The organism is Pseudomonas batumici (assembly GCF_000820515.1).
Lineage (GTDB): Bacteria > Pseudomonadota > Gammaproteobacteria > Pseudomonadales > Pseudomonadaceae > Aquipseudomonas > Aquipseudomonas batumici.
Map to the genome: position 1 here is coordinate 79,625 of NZ_JXDG01000045.1, position 15,416 is coordinate 95,040.

At 55.5% G+C, this 15,416-nt stretch carries 13 protein-coding genes; 4 read left to right on the forward strand and 9 right to left on the reverse strand.

Features of this window, described 5'->3' with window-relative positions:
• Positions 1–375: 375 nt before the first annotated feature.
• From UCMB321_RS17640 to UCMB321_RS17650, 3 genes are read right to left on the reverse strand one after another with little or no spacing between them, the layout of a single operon-like run.
• Positions 376–1,449 (reverse strand): lipocalin-like domain-containing protein, encoded by a 1,074-nt coding sequence (locus UCMB321_RS17640; RefSeq protein ID WP_040069221.1) that lies wholly within the window; start codon positions 1,447–1,449, stop codon positions 376–378.
• A complete protein-coding gene (locus UCMB321_RS17645; protein ID WP_040069223.1) occupies positions 1,439–3,916 on the reverse strand; it encodes an ABC transporter permease in 2,478 nt (825 codons plus the stop codon). Before UCMB321_RS17645 ends, UCMB321_RS17640 begins: the two co-directional genes overlap by 11 nt.
• A gap of 1 nt (position 3,917) precedes the next feature.
• The gene (locus UCMB321_RS17650; RefSeq protein ID WP_040069225.1) at positions 3,918–4,586 is read right to left on the reverse strand and encodes an ABC transporter ATP-binding protein; all 669 of its coding nucleotides are present in this window, start codon (positions 4,584–4,586) and stop codon (positions 3,918–3,920) included.
• Positions 4,587–5,203: 617 nt separating this feature from the next.
• Here UCMB321_RS17650 and UCMB321_RS17655 point away from each other — a divergent pair.
• From UCMB321_RS17655 to UCMB321_RS30785, 4 genes are all read left to right on the forward strand, one after another.
• Positions 5,204–6,625, forward strand: coding sequence for an undecaprenyl-phosphate glucose phosphotransferase (locus UCMB321_RS17655; RefSeq protein WP_040069366.1), 1,422 nt, complete (start codon positions 5,204–5,206; stop codon positions 6,623–6,625).
• A 35-nt stretch (positions 6,626–6,660) separates the two neighbouring features.
• Positions 6,661–7,803 carry a hypothetical protein gene (locus UCMB321_RS17660; protein ID WP_040069228.1) on the forward strand — a complete coding sequence of 381 codons (1,143 nt, stop codon included), beginning with the start codon at positions 6,661–6,663 and terminating at the stop codon, positions 7,801–7,803.
• A gap of 85 nt (positions 7,804–7,888) precedes the next feature.
• Entirely contained in the window at positions 7,889–8,995 is a 1,107-nt protein-coding gene (locus UCMB321_RS30220; protein WP_084615091.1) for a glycosyltransferase 61 family protein, read from the forward strand.
• Positions 8,996–9,203: 208 nt separating this feature from the next.
• Positions 9,204–9,629, forward strand: coding sequence for a hypothetical protein (locus tag UCMB321_RS30785; RefSeq protein ID WP_157015994.1), 426 nt, complete (start codon positions 9,204–9,206; stop codon positions 9,627–9,629).
• Between the two features lie 38 nt (positions 9,630–9,667).
• Here UCMB321_RS30785 and UCMB321_RS17665 read toward each other — a convergent pair whose 3' ends face one another.
• From UCMB321_RS17665 to UCMB321_RS17685, 6 genes are all read right to left on the reverse strand, one after another.
• Positions 9,668–10,420, reverse strand: coding sequence for a WecB/TagA/CpsF family glycosyltransferase (locus UCMB321_RS17665; RefSeq protein WP_040069231.1), 753 nt, complete (start codon positions 10,418–10,420; stop codon positions 9,668–9,670).
• On the reverse strand, positions 10,420–11,607 hold the full coding sequence (locus UCMB321_RS17670; RefSeq protein WP_040069234.1) for a glycosyltransferase family 2 protein: 1,188 nt from the start codon (positions 11,605–11,607) through the stop codon (positions 10,420–10,422). The genes UCMB321_RS17665 and UCMB321_RS17670 overlap by 1 nt, the downstream gene beginning before the upstream one ends.
• Positions 11,604–12,806: a glycosyltransferase family 4 protein gene (locus tag UCMB321_RS17675; protein ID WP_040069237.1), complete on the reverse strand. Its 1,203-nt coding sequence runs from the start codon at positions 12,804–12,806 to the stop codon at positions 11,604–11,606. Before UCMB321_RS17675 ends, UCMB321_RS17670 begins: the two co-directional genes overlap by 4 nt.
• 114 nt (positions 12,807–12,920) lie before the next feature.
• Complete coding sequence (locus tag UCMB321_RS30225) at positions 12,921–13,856, reverse strand: DUF535 family protein (RefSeq protein ID WP_084615092.1); 936 nt, start codon at positions 13,854–13,856, stop codon at positions 12,921–12,923.
• Between the two features lie 7 nt (positions 13,857–13,863).
• Positions 13,864–14,841 carry a glycosyltransferase family 2 protein gene (locus tag UCMB321_RS17680; RefSeq protein WP_040069239.1) on the reverse strand — a complete coding sequence of 326 codons (978 nt, stop codon included), beginning with the start codon at positions 14,839–14,841 and terminating at the stop codon, positions 13,864–13,866.
• 52 nt (positions 14,842–14,893) lie between these two features.
• Positions 14,894–15,415, reverse strand: a complete 522-nt coding sequence (locus UCMB321_RS17685) for a serine O-acetyltransferase (protein WP_040069241.1) — start codon at positions 15,413–15,415, stop codon at positions 14,894–14,896.
• Position 15,416: the final 1 nt, after the last annotated feature.

The window sequence follows — 15,416 nt, forward strand, 5'->3', positions numbered from 1 at the left end:
CTCACAGAACAGTTTTGCGCTGTTCTGCTTCACACGGCATAAGGGCTGGATCTCAGCGCGGAGATCTTTCTAACCGTGTACCCTTCGGAACGCGCCCCACGTTTCCTTGCTATCCTCTTGCGCATCAGTCTGCGTCTTCACCTACGACCTTAAGAATAGCAAAAAGCCCGAAGCGCTGGCCGGGCTTTTTAGAACGATTTTGTTCAGGGGGAAGAGCGGCAGGATGGAAAAATACTATCGCCAGCCGGACACTGGAGGAAAAGCGCGTTGCTGTGGTCACAAACATCCACACGGTTGTGTGCTTCTTGAATTCCAGAAACGAAAAAGCCCTTGAAAATCAAGGGCTTTTTATTTTGTACCGGGCGGCGCTCTGGATCAGTACCCGGTCATTTCCAGATACCCGTTGCCGGTATGGCTGCCGCTCAATTGCACCGGCCCCTCCCAGTAGGGAATGCGCAAATCCATCCAGGCCCCGGGGTTCAGCGCGCTGCTGGTGATGTCCAGGCCTTTGCCCGGGACCTTGATCGACCAGCGTGTCGGCAAACGCCGCCCGGCCACCTCGGAAGACGCCAACGGCGTGAGGCTGATTTCGTCTCGCGAGAGTTGCACAACGCTGCCGTCCGGGTTGATCCAGCTGCCAGTCAGGTACACCCCTGCGCCCTTCTGTCGAATCCGATACAGCATCACTTGCGCGCCACTGTCCAGGTGCAGGGAAAACCAGTCCCAACCGGTCTGGTTCGCCGTCAGCGGCTGGCTGCTCCACTCACGGTCGAGCCACGCCGGGCCACTGACCTGATAGGTTGCGCCGTCGATTTCCAGGCTGCCGCTGGCCTGGAAGAACGGCTGGCTGTAGTAGTACGACGCCTGGCCCCGTTCGGATTTTTGACTGAAGCCTTGCTCGCCTTGCAGCACCAACGGCCTATCTGAGGTGAGTCGCAGCCGATAGTTGAAGCCCTTGCCGCTGGCCTGCATGTGCATTTCGGCCAAAGGGTTCGCGGTGTCGGTTTGAGTGTTCAGGCGCCAGTCATCGATCCACGCCGCAAACGGTACGTTCTGAACCCCGGCCTGGCCGACGCCACCGCGGGCATAACGCTCGGCGGCGTGGTGAACGGTCGCCGAGGTCACCGCCGCATGACCGAGCCAGATGATCTGGCTGGCCCAGCCCGGCTGCTCGGGTCCGGACTTCAGGGCATTGCGAAACAGTGTCCACTGCACGCCGAACTCCCGGCCCTGCGGGTCCTTGAGGTTGGCGGTGATGTACCACCACTCGACGCGGTAACCGTCATGCGCACCGTGATCGACCGGAAAGCTGAATACCCGGCCCGGAGTCACCTGTTTGAACGCAGCCGCTTCACTGCCCAGCCCGGCGAAACTTTCGTCGTGCGTCGACGAGCCATCGCAACCGGTCAATGCCAGCAACAACACGCCAACGGCCCGGTTAATCCTCATGGGCAAAGCTCCTCAGCAGGTCCGCCGGTTGCGTGCGATAGAGCTTGAACAATGGCCAGGCCGAGGCCAGTAACGTCGCCAACATCGCCAGCCCCATCAATTCCACGAGTTGCAGCGGGAACACCCGCAACGGCAGGCGCCAGCCAAACGCCTGAACGTTGATCACCGTGTCCAGGCACCAGGCCAGCGCCAGTCCCAAGGGTAACGCCACCACCAGCGTGAGCAGTGCCAGCAACCAGGTCTGCCCGAGGTTGAGCAGCATCAATTGTCGGCGCGTCACGCCCAGCGCCCACAGCGGCGCCAGTTGCCCGAGACGGCTCTGACTCTGGGTCAGCAAACTGATGAACAGCGCCACACCGGCCACGCCGAGAGTCAGGCTGTTGAGCGCCGCCGTCGCCGAGAAGGTCCGTTCGAACACTTGCGTCGACCAGCCCTTTAGCCGGGCCTGATCGACAATGCGGCTGTCGTCCAGGGCAAAGCGCGTTTGTAGCGCCGTCAGCAGCGCGGGGATTTGCGCCGGATCGATACGCAGATTGAAGCGACTCGGCGTCAGTTGCGGCCAGTGACGCAGCAGGTGTTCGGCGTTGACCAGCAAGTGCCCCTTGGGGTTGCCGTAGTCGGCATAGATCCCGATCAGCTGCGGTGACCATGCACCTTGTGGCGTGGGAATGCTCAGGTGGTCACCGAGCCGCAGTTTGAGTCGACGGGCCAGTTGTTCGCTGAGCATCACCGTGTCATGCGCCACCCACTGATCCCAGGGATGCTCGCCCAGCGCTTCAAGCAACGGCCAATGCTCGCGATAGGTTGGATGGTCGATCACCCCGTAAAGGTCCGCTGGCCAGCCCTGCAACGACACCGCAACCTGCCAGCTCGGCAACACCGCGCCGAGATGTTGTTCCGGCAGCCATTGCTGCAGTTCGGTGGCCTGTGCCGGGTTCTGTGGGTTGACGTAAAGCTCGGCAGTCAGCCGTTGCTCCAGCCAATCACTGAACGTCTGACGAAAACCGGCTGTCATGCTGCCGGCACCGATGTTGGCCGCCAGTGCCAACAGCAGCGCCATCAAGGCCAGGCTCAGGGCAGGCAACTGCTGACGGCAATCGGCGAGAAACCATTGCCCCAGCACCGACCGGCTACGCCGCACAAGCCGATTCAACACAGCATCGAGCAGCACCGGCAAACTCAATGCGGCACCGATCAACAACGCCGCCATCAACACAAAACCGCTGGCCAGGCTGTCACCCCACAGCAACGCGATCAGGCCGATCACCGCAGCGACTGCCGCCACCCAGGCCTGACGCAGCAACCAGCGCGCGTGAGCCTGATGCCAGGCTTGCGGATTGGCCAACGCCAGCAGCGGCAATTGCGCCGCCCGCAGCAAACTGTTCGCCCCGGCCAGCAGTGCGCCGAGCAGGCTCAATCCGAGCCCGCTGAACCACCACAGCGGGCTGAGGCTCAACTGCCCCGCCACTTCGGCGCCATACAAACCACGCAAGCTGGCGGCAACGTCTGGCAACAACAGGCTGGCCAACAGGTAACCGCTGACCACTCCGGCCATCCCGCCGAGCAGTGCCAGCCCACCCAATTCAAGGCTCAGGCAGAAGATCAGTCTCCGCACGCTGACGCCACAGGCGCGCAGGGTTCTGAACAACCCGCGACGTTGCTCCAGTGCCAGACCAATAGCCGCGTGGACAATAAACAAGCCGACCACGAACGACAGAAACCCCAGCGCGTCGAGGTTCAGGTGAAAGCTTTCGGTGAGCCGTGCCAGGTTGTTTTCCTCACCGCTGCGCTTGAGCTGCAACTGACCGGCTAACTCGGCGGGTAACTGAGGCTCGGTGGCGGCGAAATCCCTGGGCAACAATAGTCGCGACACCTGTGCCGGCAAACCCAGCACCTGCTGGGCAACGCCGATGTCCACCAACAACACGCCGGGGGCCATGTCGACCTGGCTGCGCAACGGCGGCAAAGTCTGCCCGTTCAGGCTTTGCGGTTGAGCGCCCTCACGCAAACCGAGCGCCTGCAAGGTTGAAGGGGCAATCCAGGTACGGCCCGGCGGGCCGACAAAATCGACCATCTGCGCCATGTCGAGGTGTTGTCCGGCCAGCGCCGAACCACTGGGCAACGATAACGGCTCGATGCCCATCAACTGCAAGCGCAGGTCTTCATGCCCCTTGAGTTGAAGTCGCGCCTGCAACACCGGTGACACCGGCCAACCCGCCCGGCGCAGGTCGACGAACACCCCCTGAGAGAAGGTCGCGCCATTCGGCGCGCTGAGGCTGGCCTGGGGTTCACCGCCAATCAGTTGACTGGCGCGAGCGTAACTTTCTCGCGCCTGACTGTTCAGCGCCTGCACCCCGGTCAACAGGCTGGTGGCCAGCCAGAGCCCGGTCAGCACACTGAAAAACTGCACCGGGTGCTGACGCCAATGGCTGAGCAGCGCTCGCAAGGTTTCACGCAGAACGTCCATATCAGCGTTGGCCTGCGTCGACCAGGCGTCCACCGTGCAACAGCACTTTTTCTGCCAGCCGTGCGGCGACCCGTGGGCTGTGGGTGACCATCAACAAACTGCTGGGGCTGTCATCGAGCAGTTCCAGCAGCAAGTCGAGCACCTCGTCGCTGGTGTGTTCATCGAGACTGCCGGTCGGCTCATCGGCCAACAGCAGACACGGACGCGACGCCAGCGCCCGACCGAGAGCAACCCGTTGCTGCTGGCCACCGGACAATTGCTCCGGATAACGTTGGAGTAAATCCCCCAGCCCCAGCCGCGCCACCAGGTGCGCCTGCCAACGCAGGTCATGACGCCCGGCCAAGCGTGCCTGGAATGCCAGATTGTCCTCGACCCGCAGGCTGCCAATCAGGTTGTACTGCTGGAACACCAGGCCGATTTCAGCACGCCGCCAATTTGCCAGTTGCCCTTCGTTCATCTGTTCGAGGCGCTGATCGCCCATGCGGATGCTGCCGCGATCGACCTTGTCGAGCCCGGCAATCAAGTGCAACAAGGTGCTCTTGCCACTGCCGGACTCGCCCATCAGCGCCAGGCTGCTGCCTTGCGCCAGGTGCAAGTCGACACCCTGCAACACCGCCAGCGGACCTTGCGGGGTGGCGTAGCTCTTGAACACGCCGTGTACTTCAAGCATGGGAACGCTCGTTCAACAGAAAGTGAGATCAAGGATAGCGGACAGGATTGAACGCCCAAGTCTCCCCTTCCCGATGTTGAGCACGTACAAAACCAGCAGCAGTTCCTTCAGGTATCTCGTCATGAGTCCTCTCTCGCTCCTGATCGGTATGGCGAGTGAGTGACTGGCAATTTTTTTTTACAAGCAGCACGCACTTAAAGCGCAAGAAATGCCCTCTAACGCGCCAAAGCGTCAAAAAATAGATGACTCGAAAATGACACACCAACATCTTGTCAACCCCTTTAACTCAAGCCTTACGACCGTTTGTCGCTTTCTTTACAGCGTCTGCGATGCCTCAACCACAGGCAGAGCCGCTGTCTGACGGCACTTGATGGCAGATCGCCTAACCCCTGACCATTTTTCAACATGAGGAACACGTCGGTTTGATGACATGGTTTGTCCGCGCTGGGCTATACCGTGGAAAGACGGATGTGGAGAGCCTGCGAAGCGCCTACTGCTGCAGATAAGCGCTTACAAGATTTCATGAGATTGGCTGTGCCACGGCTGGCGGCTCATATCCCGCATTGACCTCCAAAGGGGTGAATTCGATGAAGATGTATTTGAGCTGAGGTCCAATGATGATATTCGAACCCAGCAGTAGCCGCTCCATACTCCAGCGACGAAGCAGTACCAGTAACGCTATTCAGGCCGGTCTCGATTTTGTTGCGGTGATCGGTGTCGCATGGTATTTGATCGATTATCATATCGGCGTTATCACGCAGGCTTATGTCATCATGCTCCTGTTGCTGCTTGGGGCGTTGGCCGTCGTGTACGACCATTATGCTATTTACCGAAGCAATGTTGGATTTACCATCAAAGCATTTAAGCTTTTAAAGGCGTGGCTTGCCGCTTTTGGTTTTATCGTGGTCATGGCCTTTCTGACCAAACAAAGTGAACAGTACTCGCGCTTATTGGTTGCGCAGTTATTTATTGTTGGATATTTCGCTCAATTGCTTTTGCACCTGGCGACACTCGAAGTGCAGAAGAAACTCTTGACCCACCCGAATCAATTGGAAGCCGCTCTTATTATTGGCTCGGGGGAGCTGGCTAGCTTCCTTCACCAGAAAATAAGCAATAATCCCTGGCTGGGTGAACGGGTGGTTGGTTGTGTGTTGATTGAGGCGGGCGATGATCGGGGGAAGGAGGATTCAGAAAGCACGCAACGTTTGTCGATACTGGGTAATATCTCCGACCTTGACGGGTTAATCGTGCGACATTCCATTCATACCGTCTATTTCGTTACACCTCTGGATGGCTCGGAGGTCATTAAAAATATTTACTTAAAGCTGCTTGATAAGCACATTGCTATTAACTGGGTGCCGGACATTTTTTCACTGCGCTTGATCAATCACAGCGTTCGTGAAATTGCCGGTATTCCCGTGCTGGCTTTGTCTGAAACTCCGTTGATGGGGATGCGTCTGTTTCTGAAGAATCTTGAGGACAAAGTCTTGGCTTTTCTCATCTTGCTTCTGGCGGCTCCCTTGCTGGTGGCTATAGCGATTGCCATCAAGGTCGATAGCCCTGGACCGGTGTTCTTTCGACAGGAGCGCATGGGGTGGGGTGGAGTTTTTCGTATCTGGAAGTTCAGAAGCATGGTCGTCCATCAGCTGGAAGACGGCATCGTCAAGCAGGCAGAAAAGAATGATCCGCGCATGACCAGGGTGGGAGCCTTCATTCGGCGAACCAGCCTGGATGAGCTACCACAGTTGTTCAACGTTTTGATGGGGGAAATGTCCCTGGTGGGGCCTCGCCCACACGCTATTCAGCATGATGCGCAGTACTCGCCTGGCATCGTAGACTACTTTGCACGTCACAATATCAAGCCTGGCATCACAGGCCTGGCTCAGGTGCGTGGCTTTCGCGGTGAAACGAAAGATATAGAGCAGATGATCCAGCGTGTTGAGTCTGATATTGAGTACATCAACAACTGGTCGCTCTGGCTCGATTTCGTCATTCTTCTGCGAACGCTGTTTGCCCTCACCGGCAAGCAAGCCTATTAGCCAGTCTTGAAGGCAAGTTAAAAAGAGTGCCGGAAATGAAAGCGTATCTAGCGGTGCCGATCCGAAAACTCATATCTCCCTCAATACGATTTGAGCTAAGAAAAACCGCAGCCTGGCTGCGAGACCTACTTGGGCGAGCCTGTTTCTGGCGCTGGGAGATTGTCAGATTCAAGCTGCACAAAGACAGTCCTTACGACATCCTCTATGTGGGAAGGAGAGCACAGCGGGAAATGGCCAAGGTTCTCATGGGGGTGGAGTCTCCTGTGGCCGACAGCAAATCGGAATCGGATAAATCGAACCGTACGGTTCTGGTCAGTGAAATGCCAACCTTGGGGGCGTTGTATGTGCCTCACTTTCTGAGTGCTATCGTGCCGCTGGGTCGCTCCATTGACGATATCACCGCGGGATACGATAGTAAGTTACGTCGAAACATACGCAAGAACCAGTCGCGCTACCGAATGAAGCAGGCGCTGACGGATGACGAAATTGAAAGAGCCGACAGGGAAATGCTTCAACCCTATGCCATCGCAAGGCATGGCACTGCCGCCTCGCAAATTGCCACACCTGAAGTGTTCAGGATAGCAAAGACTGTCGGCCGGCTCGATCTAATACTGTTGGAAGACGAAATTGTTGCATGCCAACTGGCGTGCGTCATTACTCGATCCGGAAAACGCTACTGGAGCATGATACGCGCTGGCTATCCTGAGGCGGTTTTTTCAGATGCCAAAAGGCTGAATGAAGTCAACTCGATCACTACATTCATGGAGCTTGAGTGGGCAATAAACAATGGCTTTGACTATTATGACATCGGTACTTGCCTGGCCCGTCCAGACGATGGACTTCTCGAATGGAAAAGAAGGCGTGGCGCTGATGTTGACACGCTGGGCAACCACGCTTATATGTTTGTCCGACTCCCCAAGGTGGGTGCAGCCCAACTCCTTTGGCATACACCGTTATTTGCTGTCGAGGAAAAAAAACTGACACTTCATCTTGGTTTGCCGGACGGGCAAAACGATGAGGCAGTGGTAACTCGCTATATCAACATGGGGTTTGGCGGGCTACACAAAATTTATCTCTACTGCGCCAAGAGCCCAAGCGAACTTCTTCTCGACAGGTTACGTAGTCGTTATGCTCATTTGAAGTCCCCGCCCATTGTGGAGAGGATCATATCCACCTGAGCAGCTTTCTGATATTAAAAAAATGCAGTTTAGGCGCTTGCGCCATTAACTGTTTTTTGTAGAGGCGGATGTGAGTGAACATAATATGTCGGAATTACGGGTATTAACGAGCAGCCACCGGACAAAATGGAGCCTTGCTGCATACCAGCATATTGTAAGAGCGCGGGTGATGCGAAAGCCGGCGGAAACCCCGCAAAGTGCAGCGGTGAAAAGCTGGAATATTGCGCCTGGCGAAACATCCATTTCTCCGCCGGCTTTTTTCCTGCCCAATCAACTCGAACGTGTGACCGGATGGGAGGAAGAACGCTTTTTTCCTTACGAACACCCCCGTCGTACAATGGAAGGAATAGGCCGCGTTGATCATGGTCCAACACGGGGCCACCTGCTTAAAGATGTCTGGCTGATAGATGGAACACTCTACAAGGGCAACGCAAAATCCTGGTTATCGCCTAGATCGGGTTGGCTTCCAAAAATCTCCGTGGAAACCGAGATGGAGCGCGGGGCGATTTACTGTACAGCAGGTGGAAACAAATGGTTTGGCTCCTGGCTGATGGAAGACTGTGCAACTTACCCATTAGCCTGCGACGAGGGCGTTCCGGTGACGACCGCGCCATCCACCCGGTGTCCTCTCTTTCCCCAGGCTCCCGAATATGAGGACTGGCTTGGCATAACACCGGTTCGTTTGCGCAATGCGTTTTTTCGTGAGCTCGTGATATTCGATGATCTCAGTCAAAATCGAAATAGACATTTACGCTTTCGCGCGATGGGTGAAAAATTACTGTCGCACGTCAGGTACAGCGCTCACCCCGGAGTTTTCATTCTGCGAGGCGGCAGCGGTGAATCGCGACTGTTACACAATGAAATGGAACTCGCTGAACATCTGCATAACCGCAGGGGTTTTCGCATTCTCGACCCTTCGAAAACCGATGTTCCGACCATCGTAGCGACCTGCGCTGGAGCAAAAACCGTGGTGGGGGTCGAGGGGAGTCATCTCGTACATGGTGTCAATGTACTTCAGCCTGGTGGCTCACTGCTGGCTCTGCAGCCGCCGAATCGTTTCATCTGTTACTACAAGTATCTAACGGATCGCGATCAGCAGAATTTTGGCTTTGTGGTGGGAACGCCAGAGGGCAATGGTTTTACAATCGACCCCGATGAGGTTGAACGCACTCTAGACCTATTCCCTTCATGAAGACTTGATCTGAACCACGCTCCTCGATTGATGACTGACGGGTTTATTGTGACGTTATTTTGACGAAGTTACACTGAGTTTTTATTTATATTTATCGTGACGACGTACTGTTGGCGTAGCAGCGATGTGCCTACTATGCTCAATTTAACTTGATAAGGAATCCTTCGTCCGACAAAAGCATACTCCTCTGCTCAGGGGGGGCGATATTATGCACCTGACACTTTTTATTAAATCCGTTTTGTTATTAACACTCCTGAATGGCGCGACTGTTTCTAGTGCTCAGGCGGCCAGTTTGGTCTATAAATCCAGTTGCATGAGCCACTCTGGCGAGGACTTAAGGCCTCAACCAGGCATGCTGATCCAAGAGCACGCGGGTGGCGCGCTGTTTATTTCCAGAAACAGCATTAACGTGCCTTTGTCTCTTCCAGGTGGCGCTTCTTCATGTAACAGTTTAATTGCGGCGCTTGCCAATGGCCAGTTCAGGGTTGGTCGACATGTCCAGGGTATAGGTCTGGCTGGGACAGCCAATTCTTATATCAATCAACGGCGTGCGTTATCGCTTCCTGCGGCAGCCTGGTTATTTTCTTCCGTGTTGTTTGGATTTATCGTGTTTGCCAATCGACGGAAGGTGTAGGTAGTACTTTCATAGAATGCCTCCCCATGGTCGGATTCTCAGGGTTTCCTTAATGTAGGCGCATCTCTGCAGATCAGCGTGCGCAACAAAAATATTGGATTACCAAACACATAGCGTCTGAATAACCGCTTTGGCTCAATCATCAGCCTGAATACCCACTCACAACCGAGGCGACGCACCCATTGCGGAGCCCGAACAACCTTGCCGCCGAGAAAATCCAGGATCGCCCCGCCGCACACTATCAGGCATGGCACGCCGCTGACAGCCAGCCTGGCAGCAACGGCTTCTTGCCTGGGCATACCCATGCCCAGCACAACCAATTCTGGCTGCAGTTGCCGGGCAAGGTTAATGTAGGCATCCACCTCAGCAAAACCATGGTGAGCAGAAACTATATTGACCGCAAATACCGCTTCGCTACGCTGCACCGCTTTCGCTAGAAAGGGTTCTGCAGTGCCCCAAAAAGCCACGCGCCGGCCCTTGAACGCGGCCAGTAATTTGGGGATAAAATCCGTGCCATTCATATTTAGCCCCGGCACCAAGCCGAGTCGGCGAAACAGGATAGCCATGCCGGAGCCATCCCGTAGTAACACGTCAGCAGCGGACAGCGCCTTATAGTAATCGGTGTTGCCCGCCACCAAGTTCATGGCAAAGGAATTGACGAATCCAAGTACTGTCGCCGCGTCAGGCTTGGATAAAGTTTCAATCAAGCCTTGCTCATCAACGAGATCACTGACCACCCTGAGTTTCTGGATAATCGTTTGCCAGTTGTGCTTCCATGCAAAAGCGCTCATTAATTGTCATCTCGCTTCGAACGCACCCACTCAACTTGGCGCTTAAACAAAAAGCCTAGATACAGGGGGATTTTTTTCATCGCGTAGAACGGCGCATACAACAAGGCTGAAAAAGATATAATCTCGCGACCAAATTGGCTCCATGCCAGCAAGATAGTCACATTCAATATGACCACCCCGGCAGAAGCGATTAATGCTGGAGCCAAGGCTCCACACAGCATAAACACCAACCATGACAGACTGAAAACAGTCCCCAACGCTAAAGACAATAAGGCCAACGGAGGGACCCATAAATCCAGCGTCATAGCCAGGAGGTTCCAGTTACGCCGGCTGATCGACTCTACAAGCAACTTTGGCGCATCACCCAGGATGACCCCGAGATGACCATGCTCCCAGCGCGTACGCTGGGTACTTAAACCTTCATCACTGCGCGGAAAATAACTGGTCACCCGGGCATCGGGGCAAAACAGAGGCGGCTTGCCGTTGCGGCAGAAATCGAAGCCCATCTTCAAATCTTCGACGATGTGACCACTGGCTAAATCGATCAAAGCCAGATCCCGCCAGACAAAAGCCATTCCCGTCCCCATTAACTGACAGGGCAAACCCAGCCAAGCCCAACCTTGCGGCCGCACCAGATTCTTCACACGCCAGGCAAACTCGGCAAACCGCACTTTTAGCCCGGAACCTGCTGGAGCACACATTAAATCAAGTGCCTGCGTTGGCCGCCCTGAGTCGATACAACATATTGCCAAACGCTCAATAGAGCCCTCACCCACCTGGCAATCGGCATCGACAATGATCATGACGTCCGGCGCTACGCTCGCTAAATAACGCACCCCAAAATCCAGCGCATAACCCTTGCCACACTGCTGATCATTGCTGCGTTCCACCACCTCGGCTCCCGCCGTGCGAGCCAGCGCGGCCGTGTCGTCAGAACAGTTGTCCGCCACCACCAACAAGCGATCGCCCTCCAGCAACTGCGGCCGAATGGTATTTAACGTCGCGACGATCACCGAGGACTCGTTGTGTGCCGGTACCAACACCGCCACCCGCGGCCGCGATCTTGGCGCCGACGAGCGCAACCGCACAGGCAGGCAGGCCAGCAGCACCTGCAAAAACAGCACAAACACCGGCAGGACTATGAGCACCAGCAGTGTGCTGAACAGCCAATCAAGTAAGGTGATCATCCTTGCGCCCTGAACAAATTAGCCAACTTGGCCGCTTCGGTATCGATATCGTGTCGCTCCAGCACTCTCTGATAAGCCGCCTCGCCCATCCGCTGCAACACCTCGACAGGTTGCGCGAGGCAGTCCGCCAGCACCGCTGCCAACTCATCCACCGCTCCCGCGGGAAACAACCAACCGTTCTCACCCTGACGCACTAACTCGGGAATGCCCGCCACATAGGTCGTCAGTACTGGCCGGCGCAAGGCCATGGCCTCCATGATTACCACCGGCAAGCCCTCGGCGAAGCTCGGCAACACCAAGGCCCGCGCCGCAAGAATTTCCGCCCGCACTTGCTCACTGCTAATCCAGCCAGTGATTCGCACCTGCGCTTGCAAGCCATGCCGTGCAATCAGCGCTTCGATTTGCGCACGTATTTCCCCATCGCCGGCCAGTACGATCTCGAACACCACGGCTTGCGCTACCAGGATACGGGCGGCCTCAAGCAACAACAGTTGGCCCTTCTGCTCACACAAGCGCCCCACGCAGACCAACCGCGGTACGGACGGCACGGCAACTGCAGGTACATCGTGAAACGCCCGCTCCAGACCACAATGCACCACCTTTACCCTTGCCCAGTGCGCATGAGCTACCCAGCGAAACAGCTGGCTGCGCCCATAAGAGCTGATAGCCGCGACAAAAGCCGCGCGCCGGACTTTCTCGGCCAAATGAATAAACTGCGGTTTGTCGAACTCTTCCGGGCCGTGCACCGTAAAACTGTACGCTGGCCCGCCGAGTGCATTGGCCAGCATCACCACCTCGGTTGAGTTAGTGCCGAAATGCGCATGCACATGCTCAGCGCCGAACGCCTGCAACCAAAACAGCAGACGGCATGCCTCGGACAAATAGACCAGATGGTACGGCCAGGGCCGATCGGCATGCCGGCCCATGCGTAGCGCCAGCCACAACGCCGAAAAAAAGCGTTGCGGCTGGGCGCGCAGTACCTGCAGCACAGGCACTAGCAGCTCTTTGACTCCGCCCTGCAGCACATAGAAAGTTTTACTGCGCTCGGACACGTCCTCGGCATCCACCAACTCGGCATCCCAACCACGCAGAGCAATGCGCTGCACCACGAAGCCCTGGCGCTCCAACGCCAAAATCTCACGACGAATGAAGCTATGGCTGACCTTGGGGTATTGATTGATCAAATAAGCGATACGCATAGGAACCCGCTTAGATGTCATTGCAGTGAATGATTACTACAGGTACTTTTACAGTAGTACAATTATCAAGAACGTCAACAAACACCACGGCGTTTGTTCCGATCATTTATCGACCTAATGAGCGCTTGTGTTAGTTGCACAGCTGCCTATTAACACACTGTCTATCCTTGTAAAAATATCATCCAGAAGCTCATAACGCCTGCGGTACATGGCACGTTTTTTGGCAGGAATACAATCAAGCGCTTTTTTGGACAGCACCATGGGAATTTCAAAAAAATCTTCGCGCCCGGACGGAACCGCTCCATGTTCCAACCAGATGACATCATAATTAGCCGCTAGGTCTTGAGCTTTTTCAGCCCCAAAATACGGATGACGATGATGACGATATCCATCCCCTACCGCATAAATCCTTTCAACACCCACACTTCTTGCAATATGCTTAATGGCTTCGATCAGAAGACTTCTTGGGCGAAGGCCTTCAAAATCTTTTGTCAGTGCTCTATAAATCTCCAAAGACCTATCACTCTCTACGCCTTTGTGTATCCCTTGAACGGCACCGATAAAAATACATAACTCAACTTCCGTACGACACAAGGTGAACGCTATTGATGCAATACGCAAATCACCCTGAAACAAATTCAGCACCAACTCTCCTTCACGCATAAACCATACCGGACGATCTAGAACCAAGGAACAACCCACCGAGCACGCCGACAAGTTACTCAACATCAAGCTGTCATTTCGTCCCAGAAGTAATAGCTGCGGACAGCTTTTTGTGACCACTTCGTAATGCGAGGCCAACACACTCAGTCTATCCTGAGATCTCCAGCATCTGCTGATGTACGGCCAATGAACAACCCCCACACAATCACCTCCCAACTTCTCAAAACGGGTCTTGCCCAGGGCATTCGACATACGCCGCAAAAACAACTTTAGCTCGGGCCAGTTTTTTCCAACTAAAATCAGTAATTTAAGCTTATTTTTCAATGCCCTGAAGGAATACCCTGCATGTAAAGAAAACACGCTTTTTAGTATCAGCCAATCATTCATAGCCGTCTCACTTGTATTCGATCAACGTCGTCTTGCCGGCGCCAAATCTGTGCAACAGAAACTTGACTTGCCCGAGCATCTCGGGAAATTTGCTCAGCACCAGAAAGAAGGCCTGCAGCCAGTTTTCGCGCGCTGATCTATCGCCCCGGCGAGCCAAGCGCACCACCTGCAGTGGATAGACCAGCAGCAGAAGCAGCCCAAACCATCCCAGCATCAAACTCGCGATCATAGTCGCCAGCGGGACACCCAAGCCCCAGAGCCAGGCCCGGCGCGACTCGCGCTGCCAATGTTGCTCCGGTGCGGCCCCATGCAAAAATGTGCCCTCGGCAAAGGCATAGCCACCACGCAGGGTACGCCGCCACCATTGGCCGAAGCGGGTCATGGCCGCATCGTGCAAGGTCATTTCGTCAGCCAGGCGCCAGACCTTCCATCCATTCGCACGCAGACGCACACACAACTCAGGCTCTTCCCCGGCAATAAGATCCGCTCGAAAACCAGACACTGCGGCGAAGGCGTCAGCCCGTATCAGCGCATCGCCACCACACGCCTTGGCCTCACCTATCGGGGTATCCCATTCAAGATCACACAGTAAGTTGTAAATCGAACGCTGTGGAAAACGTTCACGGCGCCGTCCACAGGCCACCGCAACCTCAGGCTGTGCATCAAGAAAGGCCTGCGCCCGGGGCAACCAGCCACCAACCATCTCGCAATCACCATCGACAAACTGCACATAACGCATCGCCGGCAATAAACGTTGCACGCAGGCAAATCCTTCATTGCGCGCGCGCGCAGCCGTAAAGGGAATCGACATATCCAACTCAACCACCTCGACCCCAAGCCGTCGTGCCATCTGGACTGAACCATCCGTTGATCCAGAGTCGACATAAATAACCTTCTGCGCCGCACCGCCCAGTGAAGCCAGGCAACGCTCAAGCCGTAGGCCTTCATTGCGACCGATAACAACGACACCCATGCCAGTAGCCATTGAGTTCACTCAGCGATGTAAAACGGCTCGATATCGTCCAGCGGAGGGTTCATCAGCATTCCCTTGTTTCTGCACGCTGCCTTTTCTTGATAGTCGCCGGCACGCCCACTGCCACCGAGTCGTCCGGTACATCTGTCAGCACCACGGCATTGGCACCAATCACGACGTTGTTACCAATGCGGATATTGCCCAGCACCTTGGCCCCGGCACCGATATCAACATTGTTCCCCATCACCGGGGCAATCGGCTCATCCACATTCTTGAGCCCCACGACCACGCCATTGCGGATGCGGCAATCATCGCCGAACCGAGCATAACCACTGATCACGATTCCGCCGAAATGATCGATGACGAAGTTGCGACCGATCACCACCTCACACGGCAGCTCGACACCCGTCACGATCTGCACCCATTTGAAGAGCACTTTGTATATAAAGGAGAGCAACTTACGCAACAAGGCTGGGCGCACACCGTAGCGCCAGCGCCCAAAGCGATAAACCAGCATCACCCAGAACCCCTGAGCCGCCCAATCACCGGCGTGTGCACGCAAATCCGCACGTATATTTTCGAACATA